The organism is Henriciella sp. (genome assembly GCF_029936995.1).
Taxonomy (GTDB): domain Bacteria; phylum Pseudomonadota; class Alphaproteobacteria; order Caulobacterales; family Hyphomonadaceae; genus Henriciella.
Window position 1 is genome coordinate 15,592 of the sequence record NZ_JAPYRE010000006.1, and the last position, 18,561, is coordinate 34,152.

An 18,561-nucleotide genomic window follows, 5' to 3' on the forward strand; every position below is an offset into this window, starting at 1 on the left:
CCGCTACTGATTGCGTCGGATTTAAGTTCGGTAGTTTTTATGGCCGTCTCCTGCTCAATCGAGTGACGATGAGTATCTAAGTTCGACTCGAAAAAGGTCGTCATTACCGTTGGCTAAGTCCGGCAGGAGTTTGGTGCCTCAAGATATCCGCCTCACACATCCACCTCCGCTTCCAGTGCGTTTTCCTGGATGAATTCGCGGCGGGGTTCGACGATGTCGCCCATGAGGCGGGTGAACATGTCGTCGGCGTCGTCGGCGTGGGCCACTTTGACCTGCAGCAGGGTGCGGGCGTTCTCGTCCAGCGTGGTTTCCCAGAGCTGGTCGGCGTTCATTTCGCCAAGGCCCTTGTAGCGCTGGATCTTGAGACCCTTGCGCCCGGCGGCGAGGACGGCCTCGAACAGGCTGATCGGGCCGTGCACGGTGACTTCGCCTGCCTTGTCATTGCGCAGGATGGAGGGCTCCTCATAGAGCGCGCGGATCTCGTCGGCCTGGTGGTTGAGGCGGATGGCGTCCTGGCTCGACAGCAGGGCCTTGTCGAGCACGGCCTTCTCCTCGACCGAGCGGACCTCGCGGCGCAGGGTCAGGTTGCCGTCCTCGAAGAAGCCTTCCCAGCTGTCTTCGCCTTCCTCGGCAAGGATGTTGAGGCGTTCGGCGGTCTTCTGCGCTTGTGCGTCGCCGGCCTCCGGGCCGAGCGCGCCTGCAATGGCGGCCTGTTCGACGATGTGGCCGGGGGCGCGCAGCGAGAGGCGCCACAGGGCCTGCTTGAAGCTGGCGGCCTTGCGCACGCTTTCGCGCAGGTCTTCCGCGGCGATCTGTGTGCCGTCTGACAGGATCAGCGTCTCGCCGGTCGTGCCCTCATGGATGAGATAGTTGTCCATCTCGATATCGTCCTTGAGGTAGCGCTCCGAACGCCCGCGCGAGACTTTGTAGAGCGGCGGCTGGGCGATGTAGAGATAGCCCTGCTCGATGATTTCCGGCATCTGGCGGTAGAAGAAGGTGAGCAGCAGCGTGCGGATGTGGGCGCCGTCGACATCGGCGTCGGTCATGATGATGATCTTGTGGTAGCGCAGCTTGTTCATGTCGAACTCGTCGCGCCCGATACCCGCGCCGAGGGCCATGATCAGCGTGCCGACCTGGTCTGAGCTCAGCATCTTGTCGAAGCGCGCGCGTTCCACGTTGAGGATCTTGCCGCGGAGCGGAAGGATGGCCTGGTTGGAGCGGTCGCGGCCCTGTTTGGCCGAGCCGCCGGCAGAGTCCCCCTCGACGATGAAAAGCTCGGACTTGGAGGGATCCTTCTCCTGGCAGTCGGCGAGCTTGCCGGGGAGCGACGTGATGTCGAGCGCGGTCTTGCGGCGGGTAAGCTCGCGCGCCTTGCGGGCGGCTTCACGTGCGGCCGCCGCCTCGACGATCTTCTGCATGATGTTGGCGGCGTCCTTGGGGTTCTCCTCGAACCATTCAGACAGCTTCTCGCCCATCAGGCTCTCGACCACGGGGCGCACCTCGGAGGAGACGAGCTTGTCCTTGGTCTGGGAGGAGAATTTCGGGTCCGGCACTTTCACCGAGAGCACGCAGGTCAGCCCCTCGCGGGCGTCATCGCCGGAGATGTCGACCTTCTCCTTCTTCGCGATCCCGGTCTCGCCCGCATACTTGTTGATGATGCGCGTCAGCGCGCCGCGGAAGCCGGCAAGGTGGGTGCCGCCATCGCGCTGCGGGATGTTGTTGGTGAAGCAGAGCACGGTCTCGTGATAGCTGTCGGTCCAGGCCATGGCGGCCTCGACCGTGATGCCGTCACGTTCGGCCACGGCGTAGATCGTGTCGGGCGTGAGCGCGGTGCGCTGGCGGTTGAGGTGCTCGACGAAGGCTTTGACGCCGCCTTCATATTCGAGCACCGCCTCATAGGGCTCCGGCCCGCGCAGGTCGCGGAAGACGATACGGACACCCGAGTTGAGGAAGGCGAGCTCGCGCAGACGGTGTTCCAGCGTCTTGCGGTCATACTCGGTCATGGTGAAGGTTTCGCCGGAGGCGAGGAAGCGCAGGGCCGTGCCGGTATAGGGCTCGCCATTGTCGCGCTTCGGGCTGTCGCCGACCTCCTTCAGCGGGGCCTCGACCTGACCGCCCTCGATGAATCGGACATAGTGCTCCTTGCCGGCGCGGTGGATGCGCAGCTCCAGCCAGTCCGAAAGGGCGTTCACGACGGAGACGCCAACCCCGTGCAGGCCGCCGGAGACCTTGTAGGAGTTCTGGTCGAACTTCCCGCCCGCGTGCAGCTGGGTCATGATGACCTCGGCGGCAGAGACACCTTCTTCCTTGTGGGTCTCGACCGGGATGCCGCGGCCATTGTCGGTGATCTCGGCAGAGCCGTCCGGGTGCAGCGAGACGGTCACTTCATCGGCATGGCCGGCCAGCGCCTCGTCGATCGCATTGTCGACGACCTCATAGATCATGTGGTGGAGACCGGAGCCGTCATCGGTGTCGCCGATATACATGCCGGGGCGCTTGCGAACCGCCTCCAGGCCCTTCAGGACCTTGATGGAATCGGCACCGTATTCGGGCATGTTGTCAGCTGTTTCGGCCATGTTTTTCCGCCTGCCTCGTGTGATTCGTCACAGTACCCCTCAAATATAGAGGAATCGGGGGCAAAAGGAAAATAACGGGCTGTGTTTTGCGGCGTGTTTTGCGCCCCTGTAAAACCTTTATTATACAAGGTTTTACAGGGTATGGCATGCAGCTTTTCCGGGCGGTCTGCCTAGTCCTTGAAGACAGGCTTGCGCTTTTCGGCAAATGCGGCGGCGGCTTCGGCGAATTCGGGCGATTTGAGCTGTTCGGCAAAGACCTTGCCTTCGGCCGCCATACGCGCGGCGACGGCCTCGCGATTGCCCCGGATAAGCTGCTTGGATTTCATGATGGCAGCCGGTGCCGAGGCGGCGATGCGGGCGGCTGTTTCCTGCGCGGCAGAGAGGAGACCGGCCTTGGCAAGGACGCGCGAGACCAGGCCGCAGGCGAGCGCTTCCGGCGCGGTCACGATGCGCCCGGCGAGCAGGATCTCGTTCGCCATCGAATTGCCGACCGTCTGCGGTAGCAGGAGCGATGAGGCGGCTTCGGGCACAAGGCCGAGCTGGGTGAACGGGGCGCGGAAGTCCGCGGTGTCGGCGGCATAGGCGATGTCACAGTGCAGGAGCATGGTCAGGCCGACGCCGATGGCCGGGCCATTGACCGCCGCGATCAGGGGTGTCTCGGCATTCATGATGGCTTCGAGGAAGCGTGTGACGGGCGGCTTGCCGGTCTTGCGTTCGTCATCACTCGCAAAGTCCCCGAGATCATTGCCGGCGGTGAACAGGTCGCCCTCGCCGGTGATGACGATGGCCCGTATGGACCTGTCGTCATTCGCGCCTTCGATTGCGTCGGCCATCAGGCCGTACATCTCCTGGGTGAGTGCGTTCTTGCGCTCCGGCCGGTTGATGGTGAGGGTCAGGACGTAATCGGTGAGGTCTGTCTTGATGTGATTGGGCAAGGTGGTTTTCCTGTTCTGCGCGCAAGCGCTGTTGATGTCAGCCGGCACCGTTGAGCGTTGGGCGGCGGCAGAGGATCTCGACCGGCATGATGCGGCCGGTACGGTACATTTCCATCAGGTTTTCAACCGCCTCACGGCCCGGCCCGGTCGGGCGCATCGGGCCAGCGGGATCAGCAGCGGCGACGCGCTCGAAGAAAGCGGAAGCGATGTCATCGCGCGGATGGCTGCGCTCTATGGCGAAACCGGCCGCCTCGATATGCTCCTCATAGCGCTCAATTGGGCGCACGCAGCTGATCTCCTGACGCCCGGCCCAGGGCAGGGGGAAGGTGAGCGGTGTGTCTGCGTCCTCGCCGCGCATGATGTCATAGACAAGGAAGCGCGCACCGGGCTTCAGCACACGGAAGACTTCAGCGAAGAGTTCGCGTTTCTGCTCGATGTTCATGCAGACATGAAACATCCAGGCGGCATCGAAGTGCTGGTCATCGAACGGCATGTCGAGCGCGCTTTCCCGGTGCAGGGTGATGTACCGGGTGAGGCCCAGCCAGGAATTGATTGTCTTGCCAGTCTCGATGAAGCTGCCGGTGAGGTCGACGCCCTCGACATGACAGCCATAGGTGTGGGCGGCATAGCGTGACACCCCGCCTGTGGCGCAGCCGACATCGAGGCAGCGCCAGCCCTCCTCCAGCCCGAGTGCGGGCATCAGCTTCGCCGTCGCGCTGCGCCCGCCAATGTGAAACTCGTCATGCGGGGCAAGGTCTTCCAGCGTCGCAGTGTCGGGGCTCTTGCCGGCTTCGCCGAGCGCTTTCTCGATACGTGCCAGCAGGTCCGGCCGGTTATAATGATCGCTGACCGCACCTGTCATGACGGTTTACCCCTTGGCTCCCGCGCCGGGCCCATCCGGGCGCGAAAAAAGACTTAGACGTCTACATGCAGGGTCTCAAGGCCCCGGAAGAAGGGCAGGGTGCGCCATACAAGCGGAACGTCTGAAAGCGCCATGTCTGGATAGCGCTCGAACAGTCTGAGATAGACCCGCCGGGCCTCGATCCGGGCCAGGGGCGCGCCGATGCAGATATGCGGTCCACCGCCGAAGGCGACGTGCGAGGGGCGCTTCACAGTGATGTCGAACGTATCGGCCTCATCGAAGACGGCTTCGTCGCGATTGGCCCCGGCAAGCGAGCAGAAAACAGTCTGACGGGCCTTCATCGGGCAGCCGCCGACTTCGCGGTCCTCAGGCACGATACGGGAAGTGGCCGAGACCGGCGCCTCATAGCGCAGCACTTCCTCGACCGCCTGCCCGGCAAGGTCCGGATCGGCCTTGAGGGCGGCGAGTTGACCGGGATGGGTGAGAAACAGCCAGACGCCATTGCCGATAAGGTCCGTCGTGGTGAGGTTGCCGCCAATGAGCAATGCCTGGAGGTTGCGGCGCAGCTCCTCGTCATCGAGATCGGCTTCGCCCGAGGCCTGGAGGGTTACCATGTCGCTGATGAGATCGTCCTGCGGGACCTGCCGGCGGGCTTCCATCAGCTCGCGGAAATAGCCGTTCAGCGCGTCGGACGAGGCGCGCATGTGCGCGGTCTCTTCTTCCGTGCGGAGCGGATTGAGCGACAGGATCGCTCCTTCGGACCAGTCACGGAAATCCGACAGGCGGTTTTCATCGACCCCGAGGATACGGGCGATGACGAGAACCGGGATCGGCACGGCGATTTCCGCCATCAGGTCGAATGATCCCCTGGCGGGCGCGTCGGCGATGATGCCGTCAATGATCGCCTCGATCTGGGGCTTCATCTTCTGGATACGGGCATAGAAGGCCCTGGCCAGTGGCAGGCGGATACGCGAATGGTCCGGATCGTCCAGAAACAGGATGGATGGCTCGTCGATCCGGCCATCATCATCCACGAAGCGATGCGCGAGCGAACCGGGTTCGGCCTTGGCGGGATAGCGCACGAAACTGCGGTCGTTCACTGTCTCTCGGATGTCGCTGTAGCGGGTGAGAAACCATGTCTGGGCCTGCTCATCGCGCATGACGGGACAGCGCTGCCGTAGGGCCTTCAGCGGGGTGTGCGGATCCTCGCGGCCTGCCGGGTCATAGGCGGAGGTCTGGAATATGCTTTGCGGCACGGATGACATTTTCTGGTCGTCAGCCATCTGATCCTCCCATGTGATTTTTCCATGAGTATAGCGCAGATGGGCGTTTCATGCGCGGGTCCCCCGGCGTCATGCAGGAGGGTGAGGCGTACAACCTCTCTCCGGTGATGCCACGGATGCAGGTCTATCCAGCTATGGCTTCGCCGTCCCGGATATCGAAACGCTGGGCGCGGTCGCCGAACGCCTCGAAAAGAAAGCTCTCCGTGCCGGTGAGCCAGGCCTGTCCCCCGAGGGCTGTGAGTTCGTCAAACAGGGCGGCGCGCCGGTCTGCGTCGAGATGGGCGGCGGCTTCGTCAAGCAGCAGGATGGGGGACGGACCGTCGCCGTTTTCTGCCAGTGCCGCGGCTGAGGCGAGGATGAGCCCGATCAGGAGGGCTTTCTGCTGGCCGGTCGAGGCGTCGGCGGCGGGCATGCCGGTCGGGCGGTGGATGACGGCAAGGTCTGTGCGGTGCGGGCCGGTGAGCGTGCGCCCGGCGGCCATGTCGCGGCGCCGGCCTGTGCGATAGGTTTCGCTGAGACGTTCGAAGATGGTCTTGAAGTCATCGCCCGCAGCTGCTGCGGCTTCTGCCTCGCCTTGGAGGGAGAGGTCACCTTTCGGGAAATAGCCCTCCGGGCGGGCATTGACGGCGGCCTGAAGGCTGTCGAGCACGGTGGCGCGATTGATGGCGATTTCAGTCCCGGCTTCGGCCATGCGTGTCTCGATGGCGTCGGCCCAGGCCGGGTCGACATGGCCGCGCTCGAGCAGCGCGTTGCGCTCGCGCATGGCCCGCTCATAGCGCGCCGCCGCTGTGCCGTGGGCCGGGATATGCGCCATGACCTGCCGGTCGAAAAAGCGCCTGCGGTCCGACGCGCCGCCCCTGAAGACACCGTCCATCGCGGGCGTCAGCCAGACAATGCGGACCAGTTCGGCAAGGTCGGACGCCTGCGAGGGCGCACCGTCGATGCGGACCACGCGCTTGGAGGTGGTGCCGTCAGTTTCCAGCCCGACGCCGATGCGGCGGTCATCTATCGTGGCGCCGACGGTCCAGCCGGTCCCTGCGCCGTGACGGGTGAGGTCGGCGAGGGTGGCGCTGCGCAGGCCGCGTCCGGGACCGAGCTGGGAGACGGCTTCCAGCAGGTTGGTCTTGCCCGCGCCATTGGGCCCGTACAGGCAGACATGCCGACCATCGAGATCGAGGCCGAGCGTCTCGTAATTGCGGAAGTCTTTCAGGCGCAGGCGGGTGAGGGCGGTCATTGGCTTACGCCTCATCCTGATGAAAGGGACGGACTAGTTCTCCTCCACGGGCAGGCCGTGGCCTCCAACGGGCTGTGTTGTCGCGATGTTTTCCATCCCGGCAATGAGTGGCCGTCCCTTCTGGATCGCGGCCTGTACGGCAGGGAGCGAGAGGCTGGCCTTGTGGCTGGCCTCGTCCTGCCAGACCTCGGTTACCCAGATCGTGACATCGTCACCCGGATCCCTGGCGACGACATAGCTCAGACATCCCGGCATATCTTGCATGCCTGCAATCAGGATGGCGATCAGATCGTCCCTGCCGCCTTCGACCGCCGTCATTTTTCCGATGAGACCATGCATGTCTGTTCCTCCTTGCTGCGCCCTGGCCGCAAATGTGGAGAAGGCTCCGAGAGCTGCCGTACCTGCGACGAAAATTCTCCGGTTCGGTTTCATCAAACCCGAAGCGGCATCAGCACATAGCGGGCACCTGCATCGCCCGGATCGAGGATGAGGGCGGGCGAAGCCGGATCGTTCAGCATGAACTCGGCGTCTTCGGCCTCGATCTGGGCAGTGACGTCGAGCAGGTACTTGGCGTTGAAGCCGATCTCCATCTCGTCGTCGCCATAGTCGCACTCGATCTCTTCATGGCCGTGGCCGGTCTCTGCGGAATTGACCGCGAGGATGACCCTGCCTTCGCTGATCGAGAGCTTCACCGAACGCGAACGTTCCGCCGAGACGGTGGAGACGCGGTCGACGGCGGCCTCGAAGGACTTGTTGTCGATGATGAGGCGCTTCTCGTTGCCCTTCGGGATGACGCGGGCATAGTCCGGGAATGAGCCGTCGATCAGCTTCGAGGTAAGCACGGCGCGCCCTGCGCGGAACACGATCTTGGTCTCGGAGACGCCGATGGAGACATCGCCGTCGACCTGGTCGATCAGGCGGCGGACCTCGCCGATAGCCTTGCGTGGGACGATGACGCCTTCGAGGCCGTCAGAGCCGCTTGGGGCTTCGGTATCGGCCAGGGCCAGGCGGTGGCCGTCTGTCGCGACCGCGCGCAGGACTTTCTGGCCACCATCTCCGTCACCGACATGCAGGTAGACACCGTTCAGATAGTAACGGGTTTCCTCGGTCGAGATGGCAAAACGGGTCTTGTCGATCAGGCGGCGCAGATCGGCGGCGGCGACATCGAACTGGATGGCGGAATCGTCGCCCGTCATCGTCTGGAAATCGGTGGACGGCAGCGTCGGCAGGGCGAACTGCGAGCGGCCTGAACGGATCGAGAGGCGCCGGTTTTCCGGGTTGAGCTCAAGCTCGACATCAGAGCCTGATGGCAGCTTGCGAACGACGTCGAACAGGGTGCCGGCCGGTGCGGTGATCGCGCCCTCGGTGGCAATCGTGGCGTCCGCGCTGTCGACCGCCTCGATGTCGAGGTCGGTGGCGACGAAGGTCACTTCACTGCCTTTCGCCTCCATAAGCACGTTGGAGAGGATCGGAATCGTGTTGCGCCGCTCGACGACGTTCTGCACGTGCGACAGGGCGTTGAGGAGGTCACTTCTCTCGATCGTCAGCTTCATCAATCAGCCTATTTTTTGAGGCGCGTGTTCGCGGCGCTCACCTTCCTGCGTTTAACCTATCTCCGGCCCGCAGATGCGAATCGGCCCGCTCCCTTGAAGAAGCGGGCCGGATACCCTTGTCAAAATCAGCCAAAATGCAAGCCCCCGAGCGCTTCCCGAAGGCGAGAATCTTTACGATTCATGCGTTTCCTTCGGCCTGGATCTCGAACACGAGCTCACGCACGCGTTCAACGTCGCGGATCATGTCCGGATCGGCCTGCATGCCATCCTTAACCTTGCGCCATGCATGTAGCACGGTCGTATGGTCCTTCTTGGAGAAGGCACGCGCGATCTGCGGGTAGGACTTGTCGGTCATTTCCCGACAGAGATACATCGCGATCTGGCGTGGATGGCAGATCGAGCGGGACTTGCTGGCGCTCTCGATCTCGGTCTTGGTCAGGCCGAAGACGCGCATCGTGGCGCGCTTGATATTGTCGAGCGACGGGGCCTGGTATTCGCCCTGCTGACGCCGCAGCACCGTGACCAGCATGTCCATGTCCGGCTCGACTTCGCCATAGCCGGTCTCGGTCTGGAGGCTCCAGAGGACACCGCACAGTTCCCGGCCGGGGCCGCGCACGGCGGTGACGACCTTCTCGATCATCTCTTCCGAGAGCTCGAAGTTGGGCTGGTCTTCCCGGATCATCGCAGCGTGAAGACGTACGATCTCGCGGCGCATTTCCTGGTCGGGCAGGCCGACTTCGCTTGCCGCAGCGCCCATGATCTCGCCGCGCATACGCTGCGAGAAACCTTTCAGGTCACCCGGGGCTTCATCGGCAGTGAGGACAACGCGGCCGCCTTCCTTGGTGACGGAGCGGATCGTGGCAAAGAAGGCGTCATCGGTCTTCTGCTTGCCGGCAATCCACTGCAGGTCGTCAATCAGGAGGAGGTCATTGTTGCGCACCCAGGTCTTGAGGTTGCGCGTATCGCGCGCCATCGCGCCATCGATGTAAGCCGTGACGAATTCTTCCGCGGTCATGTAGGTGACCCGGCGGCCGTCATCGAGGTGCACGATAGCGTTCTCAATTGCACGCAAAATATGGGTCTTGCCGGTGCCCTGGCGGCCATAGATGAGCGAGACATTCGCGCCGCGCTTGCCACCCTCGGCGATTTCCTGGGCGAGCCGGACAGCGCGCTTGTTGGTGTCGCCTGTGACCAGGTTGGAGAAGGTCATGCCTGGCACGGCGGTAGCGGCCTTCGTTTCTGCCGGCGCGGGCGGGGCGGCGGGGCGGCGCTGCGTCTCACCGGCCCAGGGGTTCTGGACCAGGTCGCGTGTGCTGGCGGGAATGTCCTTCCAGCATGCGATCTTCAGGGCGCGGCCTTTCGGATCGGACTTTCGCCAGATGCGTTTGAGCAGGGGTCTGTGATTGCTGTTGATGCGGTCGAAGGAGAGCTGGTCGCGTGCAGCAACCAGGACGACATCATCAACTTCCGCGACAAAGCGAAGGTCCGATATCCATTTATCGAAATCCTCAGCCGGTATGCGGACACGCGTATCGTGAAGTACGGTTTTCCAGATCTCACGTCCGCGGTGTATGTCGCTCCCCTCCTGGACAGTGCTTGTGTCCATGACTTTGTTTTCATCCCAACGGCCAGATTCTTCTTGGCGCCCCATAGGAACTTCCCCTTTCCTGTGTTTTCGGTTCCAAACTCCACTGCCGATCAGACACACCATCCCTGTTCGGATCCCGCAGATCCGTTACCAAAAAATACGCGGCACAGAGATTATTTTCCGTCGATGGAAAATACTAAAACATAGCCTTTCTGAGCCTGTCTAGCTGCGTTTTTCGGGAAGCAGATGAGAAAGCGGCTTGAAACTCCTGTGACAGGAGAAAAACGCTTTTGATTCAGCGCGAAAAAATTTTAACAAAAGCTGAAAATTTTGACTCGCGAAGAATCAAAGACGTATTTGTTCAGGCAATGTTCTGTCAACTTTCAGGGGGTCAAAAGCCTGTGAAAATCGGCATTTTTTTGCGCGAGTTTTGGCCTTCTGTTGCAGTTACAAGGACATAGAAAAAGCCCGCATAGCGAACCATGCGGGCCTTGCATTATTGCAGATTTGTAACCGTGTCCGGTCTGGCCTCTAGCCCATCGCCTTGATGCGCGAAGAGAGGCGCGAAATCTTCCGTGCAGAGGTGTTCTTGTGCAGGACACCCTTCTGCGACGCGCGCATGATCTCCGGCTGGGCCTGCTTGAAGGCCTCGGCTGCGGCTTTCTGGTCGCCTGATGCGATCGCTTCCTCAACCTTGCGGATGAAGCGGCGCATGCGCGAACGGCGCGCGGTGTTGACTTCCGTGCGGCGCGCAATCTTGCGCACCATTTTCTTGGCTGAGCGTGTATTCGCCATCAATAACTCCTGAGTGTCCGGTCGGACGCAAGCGGCGGACATACCCAAACGCCCGTGCGGCGTCAACCGGAAGCAGCGGCGCCATATGTAGAAAGCGCCGCCATGTTTGTCCTGAACCGTCCTAGCGGTTGTTGAAATGCGGTTCGCGCTTCTCGATGAAGGCTTCCATGCCCTCTTTCTGGTCTTCGGTCGAGAAGAGGGAATGGAAGAGACGCCGCTCGAACATCACGCCCTGGCTGAGCGTGGTCTCATAGGCGGCGTTGACCATTTCCTTGGTGAGCATCGAGGCTGCGCGCGGCATTGAGGCGACCTTGCGGGCGACCGTCTTGGCCTCCTCGACGAGATCGTCTGTCGGCACGACGCGCGAAACGAGCCCGCAGCGCTCGGCTTCAGCAGCATCCATCATGCGGCCCGTCAGGCACATTTCCATGGCCTTGGACTTGCCGGCAAAACGTGTGAGGCGCTGTGTGCCGCCGGCCCCCGGTGAAACACCGATGGTAATTTCCGGCTGGCCGAATTTCGCGTTTTCTGCGGCGAGGATGAAATCGCACATCATGGCGAGTTCACAGCCGCCGCCGAGGGCATAGCCGGAAACTGCCGCGATGACGGGTTTGCGCATCCGGGAGGCACGTTCCCAGTTCTTCGTGATGAAGTCTGCATAATAGGCGTCCAGATAGGACTGGTCGCGCATTTCCTTGATGTCGGCGCCCGCCGCGAAGGCTTTCTTGGAGCCGGTAATGACGATGCAGCCGATAGAGGCGTCATTGTCGAAGCGTTCCAGCGCGTCCGTCAGCTCATCCATGAGCTCATTGTTGAAAGCGTTCATCGCTTTTGGTCTGTTGAGCGTGACGATCGCGATGGCGTCATCGACTTCGGTCAGAAGCGTTTCATATGCCATGGTGTTTTCCGTCTTCCAGTCCTGCTTGCCTTTCGCGGTCATAACCGCAAGTCTGGCGTGGCATAAGGGATTAAATTATCGGCGTCGATAGGGAGTAACCAGTGATGAAAACCAGACCAGCCATTCGTGCAGGCCTGTTCAGTGGACTGGCGGCAGGCCTGATGGCCACTGCCAGCGCGCAAACGGGCAACGATACTGCACCGGCGGAAACGCCCGCCGACACGCCGTTCGAAATGAGCCAGCCCGGCCCGGGTGACCGTATGCCTTCGGGACGCGACTTCAGTGTGCGTTCGGCAGTGATCGCCCCGAATGCAGCCGCCGCTACGGCCCACCCCCTGGCCACACAGACGGCGCTGGACGTGATGAAGGGCGGTGGCAATGCGGTCGATGCCGCCATTGCGGCCAATGCCATGCTGGGCCTCGTCGAACCGACGGGCAACGGCATTGGCGGGGACCTGTTCGCGATTGTCTGGGATCCGGACACCGGGCAGCTCTATGGCTATAATGGCTCTGGCCGCTCTGCCATGGGGGCGACGCTGGAAGACATGCAGGCGGCAGCTGACGAGTTCATGGATGGCGAGGAAATTCCGCCCTATGGCGCTGCGCCCGTGACCGTGCCGGGCACTGTCGATGGCTGGTTTGCCCTGCATGAGCGTTTCGGCACGACGCCTGTCAGCGACCTTGTCGCCCCGGCCGTAAAATATGCCCGTGAAGGGGCGCCGATCCCGGAGGTCATTGCTTACTATTGGGGCCGCAGCGCTGAGAATTTTCCGCAATACGCCGAGAGCGGCATGATCGAGGAATTCGGAAACGCGACCGAGACCTATTTCTCGCCGACGCCGAAGGAAGGCACGCTGTTCAAGAATCCCGACCTTGCCAACACGCTTGAAACAATTGGCGAGGAAGGCCGCGACGCTTTCTACAAGGGCGCCATAGCAGAGACGATGGACGCCTACTTCGAGCGCATTGGCGGCTATCTGCGTTATGAGGACTTCGCCGCGCACGAGGGCAACTGGGTGGACCCGGTCTGCGCCGATTACCGTGAGGCGCGGGTCTGTGAGCTGCCGCCGAATACGCAAGGTGTTGCCGCGCTCCAGATGCTCCAGATGCTGGAAGGCTTCGACCTGAAAAGCATGGGTTATGGCAGCCCGGACAGCATCGCTGCGCAGGTCGAGGCCAAGCGCCTCGCCTTTGCCGACCGCGCCAAGGGCTATGCCGATCCGGAGTTCAGCGGCATTGATCCGCAGGACTTCATCCGCGAGGGCTATGCCGAGGAGCGGGCAAAACTGATCGACATCAACAATCCCATGCAGACGGTCGAGCCGGGCATGGACTTTGCCGCCGATGCGAAGCTGGAAGATGGCGACACGACCTATCTTACCGTGACCGACAATAGCGGCATGATGGTCTCGCTGATCCAGTCGAACTATCGCGGCATGGGCTCCGGCCTTGTCGCGGACGGGCTGGGCTTCATGTTCCAGGACCGCGGCCAGCTCTTCTCGCTCGACCCGGAACACCCCAACGTCTTCGAGCCGGGCAAACGCCCGTTCCATACGATCATCCCGGCCTTTGCCTTCAAGGTCGATGAGAGCCGGTGCGACAGCTTCTATACGAACTTCCTCTCAGAGAATGGGCGGATGCCGAAGAGAAGCGAACTGCCGCAGAACAATGTCAGCTGTGAGTACAGGCCGTGGATGAGTTTCGGCCTGATGGGCGGCGGGATGCAGCCGCAGGGCCATACGCAGGTTATCCTCAACCTCATCGACTTCGGCATGGGCCTTCAGGAGGCCGGCGATGCCGCCCGCTGGGAGCATACGGGTGGCTGTGAACCGACCGATGATTATGTGGGCAGTGGCTGCGAGAACGAGATGGGCACCATCCATGTGGAAAGCGGGATTCCGCCGGAAACCCGTGCCGAGCTGGAGCGCCGCGGCTATACGGTGGAATGCTGTGAAGCCAATGGCGGCGGCTATCAGGCCATCGCGCAGGATTTCGAGAGCGGCGGCTGGATCGCGGCGACGGAGATGCGCAAGGATGGCGACGCCGACGGGTTCTAGGCAACCCTGTCACCAGGAAGAAAAGGCCTCCATCCTCAGGGTGGAGGCCTTTTTTCTGTCCGGTGTTACCCCAGCGGCCAGAAGGCCGGGATGACCAGCATCGAGACGGCGAAGAACAGCAGGTTCAGCGGCAGGCCGATCTTGGTGAAGTCGGTGAATTTGTAGCCGCCTGCGGTATAGACCAGTGTGTTGGTCTGGTAGCCGATCGGGGTCGCGAAGCTCGCGCTGGCGGCGAACATCACGGCGACAACGAAGGGCCGGGCATCCGCGCCGAGCGTGGCAGCAAGGCCGATGGCGATGGGCGTCATCAGGATGGCGGTGGCATTGTTGCTGACGAACTCGGTCAGCGCCGAGGTAATGAGATAGACTGCCGCGAGCGTGACGATGGGGGGCAGGTGGCCGAGCGGGCTGGCGATGCCGCTGACGAGGAATTCGCCCGCGCCTGAGGTTTCGAGGGCCTGGCCGAGCGCCAACATACCGAAAATCAGCATCAGTATGTCCCACTGGATGGCCTTGTAGGCTTCCTGATGGTCGATACAGCCAAGCGCGATGACGCTGGCCGCGGCGATCAGGGCGAGCCCGGCAATCGGCATGACGCCAAGCGCGGCGAGCAGCATGACGAGGACGACCGCCCCTGCCGCGATGGGGGCCTTGTCGCGCCGCATCGGGCGCTCCGTCGTCTCTGTCAAATTGGAGAGCATGCCGTCATCGAACATCTGGCGCAGGCCGGCCGGCGGACCTTCGACGAGAACGGTGTCGCCGGTGTCGAAGCGGATGTTTTCCCCCGTCCCGATATTTGCGCCGCGCCTGTGGATCGCGATGGCATAGACGCCATAGAGGCGCACAAGGCCGGCGCCGATGATCGGGCGTCCGATGAGGCGCGATTCCGGACCGACGACGCCTTCCATGGTGCGTGTCTCTGTGGCCTGCACCGGCTCAATGGCGTGGGCACTGCCCGAGCCGGACCCGATATTGACGTCACCCGCCTCGCGAAGGGAGAGCATTTCGGAGACGGGCGAGCGGATAACCAGCCGGTCCCCCCCTTGCAGGGTCAGTGTGGAGAGCTGATGGCGCCGGGAGCGGTTCTCGCGCATCACGTCAATGACCGTGAAGCCTTTCTCCGGGCTGAAGCCGGTCTCCTTGATGGTCTTGCCGACCAGGACCGAATCCACCGGGATCAGGAGCTGGGCGACAAAACGGCGTGAGCTCGATGAAGGCAGCAGGGCAGCGAGCGAGTCGCGTTCCGGCAGCAGCCAGCGCCCCGCAAGCACCATGTAGACCGTACCTGCGAGCGCCAGACAGAGGGCTGCGCCTGACATTTCGAACATGCCGAAAGCGGCGAGCTCCCGCTCCTGCGCGACGCCGTCGACCAGCAGGTTTGTAGAGGTGCCAATCAGGGTTGTCATGCCCCCGAAGATCGAGGCGAAGGAAAGCGGGATCAGCAGTTTTGACGGCACGGTGCCGACAGATTGCGAGAGCCGGATCGCGACCGGGATAAGGATGACAACAATGGGCGTATTGTTCATGAATGCCGACAGGCCGATTACGGTGGCCATCAGGGCTGCGACGGCGGCGAGCGGCCCCCATCGCTTCGACATGCGTACGATGGCGTTGCCCGCTACGCCGATGACGCCTGTGCGTTCGAGCGCAGCGGAGAGGACAAACATCGCCCCGATCGTAATGGGGGCGGCGTTCGAGAAAACCGACAAGGTTTCGTCCACGCTGAGCACGCCGAAGAGGAGCAGCGCCGACATGGCCAGCAGGGCGATAACGTCAGCGGGGAGTTTTTCGCGGGCAAAGCCGACAAAGACAAGGCCGATCAGGGACAGGACAAGCGCGATCTGTACCGGTTCAGGAAGAGCAAGCTCAGGCATGAAACTCACGGGTGTTACTGATAGCCTGCACAGAAGAGGGGCTATTCAGGACGAAAGCAATCAAGATTTCCTGCTCTGTGACTTGCGGTCCACTGATGTTTTGGTGCCGGAGTCGCGATCTGCCTCATCCCGGGCATTCTTGAGGCGGTAGATCATCTCGAGCGCTTCGCGGGGGCTGAGCTCATCCGGGTCGAGCGTATCGAGCAGCCGGGTCACTTCGCCAGTGTCTTCTACCGTAAAGGTTTCAGGCTCTTCTGCGACAGCGGCAAAGAGCGGCAGGGCGTCTACCGCGCCGGGCTTGGCCTCAAGGCGTTTGAGCACCTGCTCGGCCCGGCGCACGGCGCGGACCGGAAGGCCCGCCAGCCGGGCGACCTGTACGCCATAGGAGCGGTCTGCCGGGCCGGGCTGGACGTCGTGCAGGAAGACAAGCTCATCCTTCCATTCCTTCGCGCGCAGGCTGAGATTGGTGGCGTGCGCAAGATCGTCGGCAAGCCCGGTCAGCTCATGGTAATGGGTGGCAAACAGTGCACGGCACCTGTTGATGTTGTGCAGATGCTCGACGGCTGCCCAGGCGATGGCGAGACCGTCATAGGTCGAGGTGCCGCGGCCAACCTCATCCAGGATGACAAAGCTGTCGGCGGTGGCCTGACTGAGAATGGCGGCGGTTTCCACCATCTCCACCATGAAGGTGGAGCGCCCGCGCGAGAGGTCATCGGACGCCCCGACGCGCGAGAAGATGCGGTCAGCAAGCCCGATGCGCATATGGTTCGCAGGCACGAACAGGCCGGCCTGTGCCAGTATGATGGCAAGGCAAGCCTGACGCAGATAGGTCGACTTGCCCGCCATGTTCGGGCCGGTGACGATGGCGAGCCGGGCATTCGCCTCGCCGCGGGCGTCGAGGGAAAGATCGTTCGCGGTGAAGCCTTCACCCTCCTTGCGCAGGGCGGCCTCGACGACTGGATGGCGCAGGCCTTCTGTCTCGAAAACGGGGTCTTCGGCCAGTTCAGGGCGGATGGCACCTGTCTCCTCGGCCCAGGCCGCCGAGGCCGCTGCGACGTCTATGATGGAGAGTGCATGGGCGGCATCGGAAATGGCCGCAGACTGGCTTTCCACACGGGCGCAGAGGTCACGGAAGAGGTCCAGCTCGCGCGCGGTCGAGGCCTCTTCTGCACGTGAAATGCGCCCGGCCAGATCTGAAAGCTCGGCGGTGGAAAAGCGAATATTCGAGGCCAGTGTCTGGCGGTGGATGAAGGTCTCGGCATGGGGCGGCTTCATCAGCGCGTCGCCGTGGCGGGCGGGCACATCAATGAAATAGCCGAGTACATTGTTGAACTTGATCTTCAGCGCGCCGATGCCGGTTTCCTCGGCATAGCGTGCCTGGAGTGCGGCAATGACCTGGCGGGAGTCCCGCCTTAGCGTGCGGAACTCATCAAGGGTCTCGTCCCAGCCTTCAGCAATGAAGCCCCCGTCGCGGGCAAGGGTCGGCAGGTCTTCGGCCAGCGCGGTGTTGAGATCCTGTGCAAGGCTCTCAAGGGCGGGCTGCTGGCTGGCATCGAGCGCATGGGCGGCTTCGGCGAGCGGGGCCGGCAGCCCGGTTGTCTGGCGGGCAAGTTCAGCTGCGATCGCGCCTCCGCCTGCTATCGCATCTCCGATGGATTTCAGGTCTCGCGGGCCGCCGCGTTCCAGCCGGATACGGGTGCGTGCGCGCTCAAGGTCCGGCACGGCCTTCAGGCGCGTGCGGATATCGGCGTTGAGTGTGGGTTCATTGAGGAAGAAGGCCACAGCATCATGGCGTGCCGAGATGGTGGCGGCATCACATTCCGGTTCGGCCAGGCGGGCGGCCAGAAGGCGCGCGCCGGGAGCGGTAAGGGTGCGGTCTACCGTGGCGAGCAGGGTGCCGGCCCGGCCGCCGCGCATGGCGGTGTCGATTTCGAGACTGGCGCGGGTTGCCGGGTCGATGGCGAGACGCTGGGCGATGCTGGCCTGGCGCGGCGGGTCCAGCCGGATGTCGGCACCAGCCTGGGTCAGGCTGAGATAGTCCAGCAGGAGGCCGGCTGCGGACAAGCCGGCTTTCGAGAACTCTCCGAACGCATCCAGTGCGGCGACCTTGTAGGTGGCCTTCAGGGCAGCTTCGCCCTCAGCCGGAGTGGCGGCGCGTTTCGGGCGCGGCGTGACGGGGATGCGCATGGCCGACAGGGCCTGGCGCACGAGTGGCCGGGCCTCATCCTCCTCCGTCACCAGCAGTTCGCTGACCGGCAGGGCCGACAGGCGTTCGCCAAGCGCTTCGGGGGCGACGTCTCGGATCTCGAATGCGCCGGTCGAGACATCGCAGGCGGCGAGGGCCGCATCTGCACCGCCGCTGGCAAAGGCGATGGCAACGAGCGCCTGCCCCCGGCGGGCCGGCAGGATCGTGTCCTCTGTAATCGTGCCGGGTGTGACGATGCGCACCACTTCGCGGTTCACGATGGCCTTGGAGCCGCGCTTCTTCGCTTCGGCCGGGCTTTCTGTCTGTTCGCAGACCGCAACGCGTTCTCCGGCCTTGATGAGGCGGGCGAGATAGGGCTCTGCGGAATGGTAGGGCACGCCTGCCATGGGAATGGATTCGCCCTGATACTCGCCGCGGGCCGTCAGGGTGATGTCGAGGATTTCCGCAGCGCGCACGGCATCCTGGAAAAACAGCTCGTAGAAGTCGCCCATGCGGAAAAAGAGCAGGGCGCCCTCATGTCTCGACTTGATGTCGAGATACTGGGCCATGAAAGGGCTGGGGGCCTTGGCGGGCGTGGCGCTCATCTGTGTATCCGGCATAGAAGCATGATTAACGGATTCGCACAGCTGTACTGCAATGGAAATAAGCACGTCACAGCGGGTTGTCGGCCCATGCGGAGCGGCTTAGAGGTTTCCCGTAA

At 62.9% G+C, this 18,561-nt stretch carries 13 protein-coding genes; 1 reads left to right on the plus strand and 12 read right to left on the minus strand.

From position 1 onward, the window contains the following. Positions 1-152 precede the first annotated feature (152 nt). The 10 genes from gyrB to Q1K31_RS13305 all read right to left on the minus strand — a co-directional run bounded on the left by gyrB (position 153) and on the right by Q1K31_RS13305 (position 11,724). Positions 153-2,576 (minus strand): DNA topoisomerase (ATP-hydrolyzing) subunit B, encoded by a 2,424-nt coding sequence (gene gyrB, locus Q1K31_RS13260; RefSeq protein WP_300380421.1) that lies wholly within the window; start codon positions 2,574-2,576, stop codon positions 153-155. Positions 2,577-2,746: 170 nt separating this feature from the next. Next, a complete protein-coding gene (locus tag Q1K31_RS13265) occupies positions 2,747-3,511 on the minus strand; it encodes an enoyl-CoA hydratase-related protein (RefSeq protein WP_300380422.1) in 765 nt (254 codons plus the stop codon). 37 nt (positions 3,512-3,548) lie between these two features. Then, entirely contained in the window at positions 3,549-4,373 is an 825-nt protein-coding gene (locus Q1K31_RS13270; protein ID WP_300380424.1) for a class I SAM-dependent methyltransferase, read from the minus strand. Between the two features lie 53 nt (positions 4,374-4,426). Then, positions 4,427-5,656 (minus strand): cytochrome P450, encoded by a 1,230-nt coding sequence (locus Q1K31_RS13275; protein ID WP_300380426.1) that lies wholly within the window; start codon positions 5,654-5,656, stop codon positions 4,427-4,429. Between the two features lie 124 nt (positions 5,657-5,780). After that, complete coding sequence (recF, locus tag Q1K31_RS13280) at positions 5,781-6,890, minus strand: DNA replication/repair protein RecF (protein ID WP_300380428.1); 1,110 nt, start codon at positions 6,888-6,890, stop codon at positions 5,781-5,783. A gap of 33 nt (positions 6,891-6,923) precedes the next feature. After that, positions 6,924-7,229 (minus strand): putative quinol monooxygenase, encoded by a 306-nt coding sequence (locus Q1K31_RS13285; protein ID WP_300380431.1) that lies wholly within the window; start codon positions 7,227-7,229, stop codon positions 6,924-6,926. 92 nt (positions 7,230-7,321) lie between these two features. After that, on the minus strand, positions 7,322-8,443 hold the full coding sequence (gene dnaN, locus Q1K31_RS13290) for a DNA polymerase III subunit beta (protein WP_300380434.1): 1,122 nt from the start codon (positions 8,441-8,443) through the stop codon (positions 7,322-7,324). 178 nt (positions 8,444-8,621) lie between these two features. Further along, entirely contained in the window at positions 8,622-10,049 is a 1,428-nt protein-coding gene (locus Q1K31_RS13295; protein ID WP_300380437.1) for a DnaA/Hda family protein, read from the minus strand. A 513-nt stretch (positions 10,050-10,562) separates the two neighbouring features. Beyond that, on the minus strand, positions 10,563-10,826 hold the full coding sequence (rpsT, locus tag Q1K31_RS13300; protein WP_300380440.1) for a 30S ribosomal protein S20: 264 nt from the start codon (positions 10,824-10,826) through the stop codon (positions 10,563-10,565). Positions 10,827-10,947: 121 nt separating this feature from the next. Beyond that, positions 10,948-11,724: an enoyl-CoA hydratase gene (locus tag Q1K31_RS13305; protein ID WP_300380442.1), complete on the minus strand. Its 777-nt coding sequence runs from the start codon at positions 11,722-11,724 to the stop codon at positions 10,948-10,950. Between the two features lie 104 nt (positions 11,725-11,828). Between Q1K31_RS13305 and Q1K31_RS13310 the strand changes: the two genes are divergently transcribed. Further along, on the plus strand, positions 11,829-13,781 hold the full coding sequence (locus Q1K31_RS13310; RefSeq protein ID WP_300380444.1) for a gamma-glutamyltransferase family protein: 1,953 nt from the start codon (positions 11,829-11,831) through the stop codon (positions 13,779-13,781). Positions 13,782-13,846: 65 nt separating this feature from the next. On the opposite strand, the gene Q1K31_RS13315 is transcribed toward Q1K31_RS13310, so the two are convergent. Both Q1K31_RS13315 and mutS read right to left on the minus strand, forming a co-directional pair. Next, positions 13,847-15,655 carry an SLC13 family permease gene (locus Q1K31_RS13315; RefSeq protein ID WP_300380447.1) on the minus strand — a complete coding sequence of 603 codons (1,809 nt, stop codon included), beginning with the start codon at positions 15,653-15,655 and terminating at the stop codon, positions 13,847-13,849. 60 nt (positions 15,656-15,715) lie between these two features. Next, positions 15,716-18,445, minus strand: coding sequence for a DNA mismatch repair protein MutS (mutS, locus tag Q1K31_RS13320; RefSeq protein WP_300380450.1), 2,730 nt, complete (start codon positions 18,443-18,445; stop codon positions 15,716-15,718). Between the last annotated feature and the right edge of the window lie 116 nt (positions 18,446-18,561).